Annotated in this window: 14 protein-coding genes; 8 read left to right on the top strand and 6 right to left on the bottom strand. The window is 50.7% G+C overall.

The features are described from left to right. Nucleotides 1–51 precede the first annotated feature (51 nt). Complete coding sequence (locus QUD54_RS01910; RefSeq protein WP_286337273.1) at nt 52–2,628, top strand: ATP-dependent Clp protease ATP-binding subunit; 2,577 nt, start codon at nt 52–54, stop codon at nt 2,626–2,628. Nucleotides 2,629–2,696: 68 nt separating this feature from the next. On the opposite strand, the gene QUD54_RS01905 is transcribed toward QUD54_RS01910, so the two are convergent. From QUD54_RS01905 to QUD54_RS01880, 6 genes are all read right to left on the bottom strand, one after another. Continuing rightward, nucleotides 2,697–3,047: a hypothetical protein gene (locus QUD54_RS01905; protein WP_286337272.1), complete on the bottom strand. Its 351-nt coding sequence runs from the start codon at nt 3,045–3,047 to the stop codon at nt 2,697–2,699. Between the two features lie 96 nt (nt 3,048–3,143). Further along, nucleotides 3,144–4,310 carry a DUF1501 domain-containing protein gene (locus tag QUD54_RS01900; protein ID WP_286337271.1) on the bottom strand — a complete coding sequence of 389 codons (1,167 nt, stop codon included), beginning with the start codon at nt 4,308–4,310 and terminating at the stop codon, nt 3,144–3,146. 10 nt (nt 4,311–4,320) lie between these two features. Further along, on the bottom strand, nt 4,321–5,589 hold the full coding sequence (locus QUD54_RS01895) for a DUF1800 domain-containing protein (RefSeq protein ID WP_286337270.1): 1,269 nt from the start codon (nt 5,587–5,589) through the stop codon (nt 4,321–4,323). Then, the gene (locus tag QUD54_RS01890; RefSeq protein ID WP_286337269.1) at nt 5,579–6,058 is read right to left on the bottom strand and encodes a Spy/CpxP family protein refolding chaperone; all 480 of its coding nucleotides are present in this window, start codon (nt 6,056–6,058) and stop codon (nt 5,579–5,581) included. Before QUD54_RS01890 ends, QUD54_RS01895 begins: the two co-directional genes overlap by 11 nt. Beyond that, the gene (locus QUD54_RS01885) at nt 6,055–6,528 is read right to left on the bottom strand and encodes an anti-sigma factor family protein (protein WP_286337268.1); all 474 of its coding nucleotides are present in this window, start codon (nt 6,526–6,528) and stop codon (nt 6,055–6,057) included. The genes QUD54_RS01890 and QUD54_RS01885 overlap by 4 nt, the downstream gene beginning before the upstream one ends. Next, complete coding sequence (locus QUD54_RS01880; RefSeq protein ID WP_286337267.1) at nt 6,525–7,079, bottom strand: RNA polymerase sigma factor; 555 nt, start codon at nt 7,077–7,079, stop codon at nt 6,525–6,527. The genes QUD54_RS01885 and QUD54_RS01880 overlap by 4 nt, the downstream gene beginning before the upstream one ends. 349 nt (nt 7,080–7,428) lie before the next feature. On the opposite strand from QUD54_RS01880, the gene rpmH reads away from it, so the two are divergent. Genes rpmH through glmS form a run of 7 tightly spaced genes read left to right on the top strand, consistent with a single transcriptional unit; the run spans nt 7,429 to nt 13,854 of the window. After that, the gene (gene rpmH / locus QUD54_RS01875; RefSeq protein WP_092911990.1) at nt 7,429–7,563 is read left to right on the top strand and encodes a 50S ribosomal protein L34; all 135 of its coding nucleotides are present in this window, start codon (nt 7,429–7,431) and stop codon (nt 7,561–7,563) included. After that, nucleotides 7,551–7,898, top strand: coding sequence for a ribonuclease P protein component (rnpA, locus tag QUD54_RS01870; RefSeq protein WP_320051971.1), 348 nt, complete (start codon nt 7,551–7,553; stop codon nt 7,896–7,898). The genes rpmH and rnpA overlap by 13 nt, the downstream gene beginning before the upstream one ends. Next, entirely contained in the window at nt 7,898–8,233 is a 336-nt protein-coding gene (gene yidD, locus QUD54_RS01865) for a membrane protein insertion efficiency factor YidD (protein WP_406600581.1), read from the top strand. Before rnpA ends, yidD begins: the two co-directional genes overlap by 1 nt. Before the next feature lie 8 nt (nt 8,234–8,241). Further along, nucleotides 8,242–9,831 (top strand): membrane protein insertase YidC, encoded by a 1,590-nt coding sequence (gene yidC / locus QUD54_RS01860; RefSeq protein ID WP_286337989.1) that lies wholly within the window; start codon nt 8,242–8,244, stop codon nt 9,829–9,831. Next, on the top strand, nt 9,831–10,703 hold the full coding sequence (locus tag QUD54_RS01855; RefSeq protein ID WP_286337265.1) for a Jag N-terminal domain-containing protein: 873 nt from the start codon (nt 9,831–9,833) through the stop codon (nt 10,701–10,703). The genes yidC and QUD54_RS01855 overlap by 1 nt, the downstream gene beginning before the upstream one ends. Then, complete coding sequence (gene mnmE / locus QUD54_RS01850; protein WP_286337264.1) at nt 10,700–12,043, top strand: tRNA uridine-5-carboxymethylaminomethyl(34) synthesis GTPase MnmE; 1,344 nt, start codon at nt 10,700–10,702, stop codon at nt 12,041–12,043. Before QUD54_RS01855 ends, mnmE begins: the two co-directional genes overlap by 4 nt. A gap of 11 nt (nt 12,044–12,054) precedes the next feature. After that, a complete protein-coding gene (gene glmS / locus QUD54_RS01845; protein WP_286337263.1) occupies nt 12,055–13,854 on the top strand; it encodes a glutamine--fructose-6-phosphate transaminase (isomerizing) in 1,800 nt (599 codons plus the stop codon). The last annotated feature ends 25 nt before the right edge of the window (nt 13,855–13,879 follow it).

Genomic DNA, 13,879 nt, shown 5'->3' with positions numbered 1-13,879 from the left:
TAAAGATTGAAACCATCTTTGTTCATACAGATTAAACTTAAGGAGTTGCGAATGAGCATTTTTGAAAAACTGACCCACCAGATGACCGAGACGATCGAATCGGGTGTGAGCCTCGCGCTGCACAACAAAAACCCGGAGGTCGAGCCGGTCCATCTGGTCTGGTCACTGCTGACCAACAGTGGAAGTGTCCTGAACCAGGCGTTCAACCGGATGGGGATCGACAAGGCTCCGATCGAGCTCGAAGCCAAGAGTGTGGCGGACAAGCTGCCGAAGGTTTCGACCGTCACGAAAGAGAGCATCAAAATTTCCCGCGCACTGCAGGAGAGCCTGCAAAAAGCCGAAGGTTTGATGGCGAAGCAGGGCGACCAATACCTTGCGGTCGATACCTGGCTGCTCGCCAACCTCGACCATCCGCAGATCAAAGAGGTCCTCGGCAAATATGTCGACATGATGGAACTCAAAAAGACCTTCGAGGCGATCCGTGGAGGCAAGAAAATCGAGAGCCAGACGGCTGACGAGACGCTCGAAGCGCTCGAGAAATACGGTATCGACCTGAACAAAAAGGCGATCGACGGCGAGCTCGACCCGGTGATCGGGCGTGACGAAGAGATCGAGCGTGTCATGCAGATCTTGATCCGCAAGACCAAGAACAACCCGATTCTACTCGGTGAACCGGGTGTCGGTAAAACCGCCATCGTCGAAGGACTGGCACAGCGCATCGTCAACAAAGAGGTGCCGCTGAGCCTCCAGAACAAGCGTGTTATCGCGCTCGATATGAGTGCGCTGATCGCGGGTGCGAAATACCGCGGTGAGTTCGAAGACCGACTCAAGGCGGTTATCGAAGAGGTGAAAAACAGTGGCGACGTCATCCTCTTCATCGACGAGATCCACACCATCGTCGGTGCGGGTGCGTCTGAAGGAAGTATGGATGCCGCGAACATGCTCAAGCCCGCCCTGGCGCGCGGCGAATTGCACACGATCGGTGCGACGACGCTCAAAGAGTACCGCAAGTATTTCGAAAAAGACGCGGCGCTGCAGCGACGATTCCAGCCGGTCCATGTCAACGAACCGAGCATCAACCAGGCGCTGCAGATTCTGCGCGGGTTGCGTGAGCGCCTCGAGGCGCACCACAACGTCACGATTCTCGACAGCGCGCTTGTCGCGGCGGCGAAGCTCTCGGCCCGCTACATCACCGACCGCTACCTTCCGGACAAGGCGATCGACCTGATCGACGAGGCAGCGGCGGAGCTGAAGATGCAGATCGAGAGCGAGCCGACCGAGCTTGCCCGCGTCAAACGCGAGATCAGCCAGCTGCAGGTCGAAAAAGAGGCGCTGATGATGGAAGAGTCCAAGAAAAACGAAGCGCGTCTGGGAGAGATAGAAAAAGAGCTGGCCGACCTCGAAGAGAAGCGCCGCAAGCTCGAAGCGCAATTCGAGACCGAGAAGAAGGTCTTCAACGAGATCGCGCAGATCAAGGTCGATATCGACAAGCTTCGAAACGAAGCGGAGATGGCCAAACGAAACGGCGACTACAACAAAGCCGCCGAGATCGAATACGGCAAGATTCCACAGCTCGAAGAGCAGTTGAAACAGCTCAACGAGCAGTGGGCGCGAATGCAGGAAGAGGGCACACTGCTTAAAAACAGTGTCGACGAAGAGGCGATCGCCAAGATCGTCAGCCGCTGGACGCAGATCCCTGTGACCAAGATGCTGCAGAGCGAAAAAGAGAAGATCCTGCATGTCGAAGAGGTTCTTGCACAGGATGTCGTCGGACAGGAAGCGGCGATCAAAGCGGTCGCACGTGCCATCAAGCGTAACAAAGCGGGCCTTAGCGAACAGAACAGGCCGATCGGAAGTTTCCTCTTCCTCGGACCGACCGGTGTCGGTAAGACCCAGACCGCCAAAACATTGGCGAAGTTCCTCTTCGATACCGAGAAATCGCTCATCCGTATCGACATGAGCGAATACATGGAGAAACACGCGGTGAGCCGCCTTGTCGGTGCGCCTCCGGGATACGTCGGATACGAAGAGGGCGGACAGCTGACCGAAGCGGTGCGCCGCAAACCGTACAGCGTCATTCTTTTCGACGAGATCGAGAAGGCGCATCCGGATGTCTTCAACGTCTTGTTGCAGGTGCTGGACGACGGTCGACTGACGGACAACAAAGGTGTGACGGTGGATTTCAGAAACACCATCATCATCCTCACGTCCAACATCGCGAGCGACAAGATCATGGAGTTCAAAGATCCGGAAGATCGCGAAAAGGCGGTCAAGGACGAGCTGAAGATGTACTTCAAGCCCGAGTTCCTGAACCGACTGGACGACATGGTCATCTTCAACCCGCTCGATCAGGCGGCGATTACGAAGATCGTGGATATTCTCTTCAGAAATATCCAGGAAAAACTCAAAGAGCGCGACATCAAAGTTGCGCTCACCGACAGCGCCAAATCGCTCATCGCCCAGGCCGGCTTCGATCCGGTCTACGGCGCACGCCCGCTCAAACGTGCGCTCTATGAACTTGTCGAAGACAGACTCGCCGAGCTCATCCTCGAAGACAAAGTCAAAGAGGGTGACAGTGTCGTCTTCGATGCACAGAACAACGAGATCCTTGTCAAGATCAATTCGTAAAACCTACAAAGTGAAGCCGGGAATTTCCCGGCTTGCTTCTTCTTTCGCTAAAATCGCTGATAGAAGGGTCAGAAGCCTTTGGCTCCGCCTTTTCCCGCTGCCCATCCTTTGCCGATACCTTTGCCTTTTCCTGCGACGGTACCTTTACCGATGACGATGCCTTTGCCCGAAACGGTACCGGTTCCTCGTTTATGATGAATCTTCCCATCTTTTCCGCGATAGATGACAACACCGCTTCCGTGGGCGGTACCGCTTCCTTTGAACGCACCTTTGCCATGGGCTACGCCGGTTCCGTGAATGGCACCGCTGCCATGAACCCTTCCTTTGCCATGAACCTTGCCCTCTTTTGCCATCAAAGAGGGTGCACAGAGCAATGCGCCGATCGCCAGGGTCGCTGCCATAAGTTTTGTCGTTTTCATTTTTTTCTCCTTTGGGTGTTGGATAGATCCCATCTTCGATGGGTTCTTACTCTTTATACGTACGGGAGATGGAAAACATCCCCCGGTTGGAAAAATTCATGAAAAAATATTTAGAAAAGGGTAGGAAGCGAGAAAATCGGGGGTTTTGCCGAAGCAGTGGAGCGCAACGTTTTTGTAGAGTGATCGGAAATCGGTGGTGTAGATCAGATCGCCGTTTTTGTCGAGTCTTTCGAGCGAGGGCTCTCTGCCGTAGAATCCACCCCTGACGCTGCCGCCGAAAACGAACTGCACAGATGCCGTGCCATGGTCCGTTCCACGGCCGCCGTTTTCGGCAACTCTACGGCCGAATTCCGAGTAGGTCATGACGACGACATCGTTCCATCGACCGATTGTTTTCATCGTATTTTCAAACGATGCGACGGCATCGGCAAACTCCTTCAGCCGTCGGCCGTGTTTCTCTTTTTGGTTGACGTGGGTGTCGAATCCATCGTGCGTCACTTTATAGACCGGTGTCCGGACACCGCAGGCGATCAGTTGTGCGATATGTTTGAAATCGCGGCCGAGTTTCGTTTTGGGAAAACCGGTCAACGTGCTGCAGTGCCCGTGGAGTCTGCTTTCAAGCGCTTTTGAAGTGGTTGCGATCTCGTTTTCGATATCGATGATGTGGGAGAGCATAGGATGAGATGTCCGTTTTTCTATGGCCTCCACGATTTGGGCCTGCTTTAAATAGCGTTTGGGAGAGTCCATCGTGACGGCCCGAACCCTCTTTCCGTATAGTGGGCCGAGTTCACGGTTTCCCATTGCGATTCCTCGTGCAAAAATGGCTTCATCCGGTCTGATAGGTTCGAATATTCGGTCGATCCATCCTCTGTGGGTGTGGTTGTCCGAAGTGGCGGTGTTGTAGATGGCGATCGATTTGAAATGCGAACGGTTCGGATCCGGGTATCCGACACCTTGCACAATGGCCATGGTTTTCGATTTCCACAACGGATAGAGCGACTGCAACGATGGGTGCATGCCCGATTTGGCGTCGAGCGGAAGGATATCGGTACGATCCAGCGCGAGTGTCGGACGTACGTTCCGATAGATCGTATATTCGCTGCCTGTCGGTACGATTGTATTCAGACCGTCGTTTCCGCCTTTGAGTTCCAAAAGAATGAGAATTTTTTCGTTGTCTCTCTTCACGTCGGCAAACAGAGCAGAATTGAAAAAGAGTGCAGAAGCGGCGGTGGTGCCCAGTTTGATGAAATCTCTCCGATCCATTTTTTTACTCCTATTTGAGCTGGTAGGCCGGGTCCGTCAGACATGCCGCCAGGATACTTTCGGCAGATCCGGAGGGAAACGGTTTTGCTGGATTTGTCGGAAGAAGCAGCCCTTTGAGCCGATTGCCATTTTCGTACCCGGCAGGGAGTTTGTCTCGTATCCGGCGGGCAGCGTTATGCATCAGATTGATCCGCATCAGAAGCGAAGCGGTTGTGATCCACGCTTCGCCTTCGAAATAGCCTTTGACGCCGGGCGGATCGAAGAGGTCCTCTCCGAGCATCTTCCCGAGTCTTGCCACTCTTTTTGGGGTTTTTGGCGAGAGATTGAAAGCACGCATCGTCCCGGCGATCAATTCCGCAGGAGACTTGATCATCATGCCGCGGTTTTTCGGGTTTCTGAATGCATCGGAAAGAAGAATGGCACGAAGCAGAGGTTTGATGGCATAGCCGCTGTCGTAAAAGATGCCGGCGATCTCTTTTTCCGTTAGCGGATCGGGTTCTTTCCCGACCAGGGCTTTGAAAAGCTTTCCCGAGACAAAACGGGCCGTTTGGTACTGCTTGAGGATGATGTCGATAATCTCTTCACCGCCAAAACGACCCGTCTGACCCAAAAAATATTTTATTCCATCGTCGTGGTTCTTCCCGACAAAACGGAATGCGCCGCTGCTGCGTTTCAGGCTCCATCCGCTAAAAGCGCGGGCTGCGTTTTTGATGTCCGATTCGCTGTAGTGCCCCTCTCCGAGCGTGAAAAGTTCCAGAAGCTCTCTGCCGAAATTTTCGTTGGGATGCCCTTTTTTATTGCGGATCGTATCGAGGTAGATGATCATCGCGCCGTCTTTGGCTACGGCATGCAGCAGCGTGGCGAAATTTCCAAGAGCATGTTTTCGAAAGAGGACGTTCTGGCGATACATCAAAATGGGCCATTTGACCTTTTTGAGTTCGGATGTGAAATGACCGTGCCAGAAACGTGTCATCCACTCCCTGAGCTGGTCTTCCGCCGTTACCATGCGTTCATACCACCAGATTTTGAGTTCGATGCCTTTCTTCCTCTGTTTTTGTCTGAGTGCGGCACGCTCTGTCGGGGAAAGATCTTTGATGCGTCTTTTTAAAAGTGGTTCACCAATCCATTGCGGAGCTTCGACCGCTGTTGCATCATAATGTTTGTCGAGTAGACTTTCCACCCCCTCTTCGTATGAAAAAGTTTGCATCGTTGTCAGATCTTCTGGACGGATGCCGAACGATGTACGGCTGAGCAGATGTCTTGCTTCGTCAAATCGCACGGTCTGTTCCCATGGAGGGTATCAGAAGTCTTTTTCTGAGTTCCGGATGTCTGGCAAGCATGTTCATGACTCTCTTTCGCTGTTTGTCCGAGAGTGATTCGAAGAACGTTTTCCATTGTGCGGCGATTTCGCTTCGCACCCGCTTTCGCTCGTTCTCGATCTTACGCATTGCCTTTTTGAGTCTCTCGATATCGGGGGACGACTTTTCGAATTCCGACTTGAAGAGCTGTACGGTTTTTTTCTGATCCCGTTTCAGCTGCTGTATTTTTTCGCGCGATGTTTTAATGATCGAAAAGAGCTGATTTTTCTGTCGTTCATCGAGAGAGAGTTTTTCGGCTGCCAGGGCAACCCGCGCTTCAAACGTTTTTGCCTTGCCAAGATGCTTTTTGGCACTGAAATAGCCGATGGTGAAAAAAATATTGAACCCCAGTGAAGCCGCCAAAAGGATCAAAAGCAGTTTCGTTTTCATTGTATCTCTCCCAATTCGAAAAAGTCAGGTATCGTAGTTTCACCCATAACCGAAGCGATGGGTTGCAAGTCGTTTTCCAAAAAAGCCTGCAGTGTCTCATCCGTTGCCATATAGGTGCCTTTTCCCGCGACATAGCCGCCGAACGAAAGCAGAACGAAAACCACCGATGCGGCCATCCATGAAGCGGGGAACCTTTTTGTAGGTTCATTGGCGGTAGATTTTGCAACCAAAAGAGCCTGTGCTTTGGAAATATCTTCCAGATGCGCGGGGATGTCGTATTGCAACTGCTTTATGGCAAGCACACTCTCCAGACACTTCGGACAGTTGTTGAGGTGCTCTTCCATCTTCTTCTTTTCATCGTCGCTCAGCCGATTGTCGATATAGGCGGCCAGGTCGTTGATGTCGGGGCATTGTTGCAAAACGGCGTTTTTGTCGTTTTTGAATGCTTCCCAGAGAGCTTTTTCATTCATGATTTTTCCTTATGTGTGGCCTCGTAATATCTTCTCAGTTTTTCGATTGCCTTGTGTTTCGCGCTACGGACGGTTTGAATCTCTACGCCTAAAACATCCGCGACTTCATCCGGCCCCATCTCTTTGTCGAAGAGCATGCGCAGTATCAGCTCCTGTCTTTCGGAAAGCAACCCTTTGGGCAAATCGATGGTGCCATCGGTGGGAATTGCATGCTGTTGCGGTGATGCCAGATCTTCGTCGAGCGAAAGATGGTTTCTTCTTTTTCGAATCAGATCGATCGTCACGCTTCGGCTGATGAGCCCGAGCCAGGTTGAAAGCGATGCCTTCTCTCTGTCGTAGCTTTTGAGCAACCTGCAATCATCTTTCAAAAGTCTGAAATAGACGTTTTGCACGGCATCATCGACCTCCGATGGATTCACGGTGGTATAGGCAGACATCGTTTTGTATACCATGGCTCTGATCAGCGATGCCGACTCTACGACAAACCGGTTCCAGCACTTTTTGTCGCCATCGATGAGCCGGTCAAGAATTTGTGAATCCACGATTTCCATATAGCCTTTACCTTCTATTCGTCTATGCTATTATACGATGCTATTGTTCCAAAACATCCCCCGGCCGTTAAAATGTAGTCGCTGGATCCTGGTAACCGGATGCAGGAGAGAAGAGGCTCATCATGGTATAGAAACAGAAAAGTGTAAAACCGACAGGGCATAGAACGGTGGTATGTCATCGAGACTGGGCCATCTCTTTCAAAGGCAGGGTGACAACCGAGTCCGTTTACATATCGACTCCTGTTGAAGTGCAAAAAACGTTCTTCGTTACAAGAACCCCCTAATCTCCTATTAAGCGAATTTTAATTAAAATATCGGGCTTAAATCTAAACAGGTAAAGGACAGATAGATGAAACGAACCTATCAGCCACATAACACTCCGCGTAAGCGTACACACGGTTTCCGAACACGCATGAAGACCAAAAACGGACGCAAGATCATCAATGCACGCCGTGCCAAAGGTCGTAAGCGATTGGCGGTTTAATTCACTTCGATTCTCTCAAGCGTACCGCCGACTTCAACAGGGTTTACAAATCGAACAAGCGCTGGCATGACAAGGCGTTTGTGCTTTTTGCGGTACCTAAGAGGGGATGCAGTGTCGGCTTTGTCGCCAGTAAAAAGATCGGCAATGCCGTCAAGCGGGCCCGGGCCAAACGTCGGCTTCGGGCACTTTTTTTGAGGATGGCCCCGATGCTGAAAGATGGCGAGTATGTCCTGGTGGCGAAGCCACCGATACTCGACGTTCCTTTCAGCGAGCTTGAAAAAGCGTTCAGACGGGCGATCAAACGATTGGATATTGGCAATGAGGCTATGAGATGATCAGAGAGGTACTATCGGGATCTTTGAAGTTTTACCAGAAGTATTTGACACTTTTGGGATTTGGAAGCTGCCGATACTACCCGACCTGCTCCGAGTATGCCAAATGGCAGATTCAAACCAATCCAAACATTTTCAAAGCACTTTTTTCCTCCACACTCAGGATACTCCGATGCAACCAGCTTTTTGACGGCGGTATCGACTATCCGAAAATCTCATGTAACCATTTTACTGCCATCCAGAAGGGTAAAAAACTTCCGAACATCACGTTTTGGTATGTGCCCGAGTCCAATGGATGCAGAGTGATTAAAAATATTTTTTCGAAAGGCCAATCGTGATAGAGAATATGAATACACAGACACGTGTTGTCATCGCAACCGTGCTCTCGCTGCTCGTTTTTATCGGGTATGACTACTTTTTCATGCCCAAACCGCAGCATATAGCAGATAAAAACATAACAGTCCAGACTGCGGTCCAGGATAGAGCGAAACAGCGTGAGCTCCAACCCGCTGGGGCCGCTGCCGGAAGTGAAGTATCGACCAAACCCGTAGAGCGTACACAGCCAGTGGAGACGGCATTGGCGGATGTCATCGCGACAGTCGAGACATCGAACGCTAGGATCGAGTTCGACGGGCTCGGACGTATTTCTCAAATGTATCTCAAAGATAGGCAGTACAGAACGGAAGAGGGTGAAGAGCTTAAACTTTTCAACTCTCCGCGCATTCCCAAACCGCTCGAGATCCGATTCAGTGATCCTGCACTCAACGAACTCGCCTTCAAGACGCCTTACAGTGTGTCGGTATCGAAACTCGATATCGGTACCGATGGCCCCGGTGTAATACTTTTCAGACAAAATCTTGACGGTTTGATTGTCGAAAAACGGGTTACGATCTATCCGGACCACCATTACGATGTCGAAATCAAGATGAGTGAACCGAAACCTTACTTCATTTCCCCAGGCGTACGTCCGGACCTTCGTATCGATAACTATACCGTGCACGGTGTTATGGTGGAAGAGGCGGACGGGACGCTGACGATCATCGATGACGGAGATGCCAAAGGGACTGAATCGTTCAGAAAAGCGCGTATCGCCGTCGCATTCGACCGCTACTATGCAACCGCTTTTTACGATTTCGAAAAAGGGATGGATGTCGTCATCAACAAAGATGCCGAAGAGAACCCGATCCTCTTCGTCAAAGGAGAGGGAAACCAGTTTACAATGCACGGCTATATCGGGCCGAAAGAGTTCAAGATTTTGCAGGCGATTCATCCGGAGTTGACCAAGATTATCGAGTTTGGCTGGTTCACCTTTATCGCGGCACCGATGTTCAAAGTTTTGATGTGGCTGCACAGCTTTATTCCCAACTGGGGCTGGACGATTGTCGCACTGACGGTTCTCATCCGTATCTTGCTCTATCCTCTGACCTACAAAGGGATGGTTTCGATGCACCGCCTTAAAGAGCTGGCGCCCAAGATCAAAGAGATTCAGAAGAAGTACAAGGGCGACCCGCAGAAAATGAACGCCCATATGATGGAACTTTACAAGAAGCACAAGGCGAATCCGCTTGGCGGATGTCTGCCGATGATTTTGCAGATTCCTGTTTTCTTCGCGATTTATCGCGTTCTTCTGAATGCGATCGAACTCAAGGGAGCGCCGTGGATTTTGTGGATCGACGATCTTTCGGTCATGGATCCTTATTATGTACTGCCTATTTTGATGGGTGCATCGATGTGGTTGCATCAGCGTGTTACGCCGAACAACTTTACCGATCCGATGCAGGAGAAGATATTTAAATGGCTTCCTGTTATCTTTACCTTCTTCTTTGTCACGTTCCCTGCCGGTCTGGTACTTTACTGGCTCACCAATAACATCTTCTCCGTCGCACAACAGCTACTTATCAACAGAATGTTGGAAAAGCATAAAAAGGCGGAGTGATGAAAAAGTTCGAAGCTCCGACACTTGAAGAGGCGTATGCCGAAGCGGCCAAAGCATTCTCCTGCTCGATTACGGAGCTGGATATCCAGATTGTCCAGAATCCTTCGAAAGGTTTTCTCGGATTTGGGCGCAAATCGGCGATCATCGTCGCGGCATGCTCAAAAGAAGTTCAGGAAAAATCTGACATTCTCGAATCTTCGGCAGAGCTTTCGAAAGTGGAAGCAGAGGAAAACAGGGAAGAGGTTGGAGCGCTTTCGAAAGTGGAAGAGCCCTCGGAATCCGTTATGGAAGAAACGATACAACCTGCTGAAAGCCAGATCGCTTCCTCCGGTGAGTCCAAACCCGAAGAAAGGTCTCTTCAAAAAGAGGATGAGATTTTCGATAATTTCTATACCGAATCCCCCGATATTCATACGGTGGCCGTTGAAGTCGAACACGAAATCAACGGACTCTTCGCATCCGCCTGTTTCGATATCGAACCGATTCGTGTCAGCGCTTACGACGAGGAGACTCTTCTGATCGAGTTCAACGGTGCCGATGCCGCATTGTTGATCGGGAAGGAGGGGTACCGTTACAAAGCGCTTGCTTATCTTCTCTACAATTGGATTCACGGCAAATACGGCTATAAATTGCGTCTCGAGATCGCCGAGTTCCTGAAAAACCAGGAGGTGATGATCGAGAATTATCTGCAGCCGATCGTCGAGCGGGTGGAAAACGAGGGACGTGGACAGACCAAAGTTCTCGACGGTATACTCGTGCAGATTGCGTTGAAACGGCTGCGGGAGTTTTTTCCGGACAAATATGTCGCCGTCCGCACCAACCGTGAAGGCGGCCGCTATATCATTATCAACGAGTTTATGGAGCGCAGATGAGCGATACCATAGCGGCCGTTGCCACCGCCACCGGGGTGGGATCGGTCGCCATCGTCCGCGTCAGCGGCGATGAGGCACTCGCCATTGCCGAAAAAATTACGAAAAAAACCTCTTTTATCCCCCGACATGCCCACCTGTGTACTCTATACGACACAAACGACGAACTGATCGACGAAGCGATTCTCATCTGGTTCAAAGCCCCCAACAGTTTCACGACGGAAGAGATTGTCGAATTTCAGTGTCATGGCGGTACGATTGTGGCAGAAAAGATTCTGGAAACGGTCCTGGATTATGGCGCAAGGCTAGCGGAACCGGGTGAATTTACACGCCGTGCCTTTCTTGGCGGACGCATCGACCTCACCGAAGCGGAAGCGATCGCCAAACTGATCGAGGCGAAAAGCGAGGATGCTGCGAAAATCCTGGCGCGTCAAATGAAAGGGGAACTTAAAAAATTTGTGGACGACATGAGGGAAAAACTGCTACGTGCCGTCGCATTTGCCGAAGTGACGATCGACTATGCCGAAGAGGATCTTCCCGAAGACATGCTCGAAAATATGGCCCATCAACTCGAAGAGATCGAGCGTGAAATCGAACGCATTGTCAGTTCGAGTGAACGTAGACGAGGTTTGATCGAAGGTTTCAAAGTGGCGATCATCGGCAAGCCGAACGTTGGCAAGAGTTCTCTTCTCAACGCGTTGCTCAACTATGAGCGCGCCATCGTCAGCGAAATCGCGGGTACGACACGCGATACGATCGAAGAACAGATACGCATAGGAAGCCATCTGGTCCGTATCGTCGATACGGCGGGGATTCGCGAATCGGCCGATGCCATCGAAAAGATCGGTATCGAACGCTCTGTCGCTGCGATTGAACAGAGCGACATCGTCATTGCAATGTTCGATGCGAGCCGGCCCTGGGACGAGGAGGATGAGAAGATTCTGCTTCTGATCGAGCGGTACATGAATGAGAAGGAGATGATCGTGGCACTCAACAAGACCGATCTGCCACAAATGCTTGATACCGAAAAGATCGAACCTTTCAAGCCTCTGCGCCTGAGCCGGGAGAACAAAGGCGAACAGATTGTCTCTGCACTCGAAAAAAGACTCTCCCGGATGGCTCAGGGAGACGAACTTCTTCTGATCTCCTCACGTCAGATCGAAGCGGTCAAACGTGCGAAAGAAGCGGTTGCTGAGGCTAAAACACCGCTGCTTACGGGGGAACTTGAAATCTTCACCTTCCACCTCACCGAAGCGATTTCCGCCATCAGCTCCATATCGAAACCAGTGGATTTTAATGATATTATGGATAAAATGTTTGGCGAATTCTGTTTGGGAAAATAAGGATATAGTTTATGTGTGGAATTGTCGGTTATATCGGTAAAAGAGAGATCAAGCGCCAGCTGATCGAAGGTTTGCGTGAACTTGAATACCGCGGGTACGATTCGGCGGGTATCGCCGTTATGCAAAACGGAAAGATTCAGTCGTTTAAAGCTGTCGGAAAATTGAGCAACCTCGATGAAAAAACGAAAAATTTCGAGACGGAAGGACCGGGGGTCGGGATAGGCCATACACGCTGGGCGACACACGGCAAACCGACGGAACTCAATGCACACCCTCACATGGGCGAGTACAGCTATGTCGTTCACAACGGTATCATCGAAAATTATCGGGAAATCAAAGCGATGCTAGAAGCCGACGGTGTAACCTTTTTGAGCCAGACCGATACGGAGGTGATCGTTCATCTTTTCGAAAAGGAGATCGAGCGTCACAGCGATCTTTTTTCCGCTTTCAAAGCGACGATCGATCAACTCGATGGTGCTTATGCCGTTTTGCTGATCACTCAAAAAGCTCCGGATACGATATTTTTTGCCCGTAAAGGTTCTCCGATGATAATCGGCAGAAACCGTCAGGGTGAGGTCTTTTTCGCATCTTCGGACGCACCGCTTATCGGAGAAGCGGAAGAGGTCGCCTACATGGAAGATGGCACGATTGGGTATGCGACCCCCGACCTCATCCATTCCGAGCCCGATGCTTTACAGTTCGTTTCCCTCTCCGGCGATAAACTGACGGCGCAAAAAGGGGGCTATCGCTTTTTTATGGAGAAAGAGATTTACGAGCAGTATCAGGTGATGGGCGATACGATGATCGGCAGGGTCCTCGATGACGACATCGTTTTCGAAGAACTTGGAAAAACGTTTCTCGAAGGTATTTCGCGCATCAAACTCTGTGCTTGTGGTACCAGTTACCATGCCGCTCTCACATCGAGCTATCTTTTCGAACGTCAGGCCAAAATGCCCGTCAATGTCGAGATCGCAAGCGAGTTTCGTTACAAAGAGCCGCTTCTGACCTCCGATACCCTGTTTATCGTCATAAGCCAAAGTGGTGAAACGGCCGATACCCTCGAAGCGCTCAAAATGGCAAAAAAAGCGGGGCTCAAGACGCTTGCAATCTGTAATGTCGACAACTCCTCCATCGTACGTTTGGCCGATGCGACGATTCTGACGCGGGCAGGTATCGAAAAGGGGGTCGCGAGTACCAAAGCGTTTGCAACGCAGGTGATGGTACTTTGGATGCTCTCCATATTTTTTGCGAAAAAACGTGCGACACTCGACAACCATACCGTCAAAGAGGAACTCAGGTTTATGAGTTATGTTCCCAAAGTACTTCAAAAAGCCTTGGATGTGCATGAAAAGTGCAAACGCCTCTCCAAACGCTACCTTCACGGGCACGGATTCTTTTTTATCGGACGCGATATCTTCTTCCCTCTTGCACTCGAAGGTGCACTCAAACTCAAAGAGATCAGCTATCTGCATGCGGAGGGCTATCCTGCCGGTGAGATGAAACATGGCCCCATCGCGTTGGCCGACGCCGAACTCTTTACAATCGCGCTGATGCCAAAAACTCTGCTTTATGAAAAGACAAAAAGCAATGTCGAGGAGCTGAGTGCCCGCGATTCGACGATTCTCTCCATTTCTCCTGAAATGTTCGAATTGGCGGATGACTTCATACTGACCCATCCGCACAAACATCCGATGCTGGAATTTTTCGAGATGATGGTCGTCGAACAGCTACTTGCCATGGAGATATCTATACGTCTCGGCAACGATGTCGATATGCCGAGAAACCTTGCCAAAAGTGTAACGGTCGAATAGGCGTTCCAAAAAAGAATTGGAACGC

Source organism: Hydrogenimonas cancrithermarum (genome assembly GCF_030296055.1).
Taxonomy (GTDB): domain Bacteria; phylum Campylobacterota; class Campylobacteria; order Campylobacterales; family Hydrogenimonadaceae; genus Hydrogenimonas; species Hydrogenimonas cancrithermarum.
This window is presented reverse-complemented; position numbering and strand designations above follow the sequence as displayed.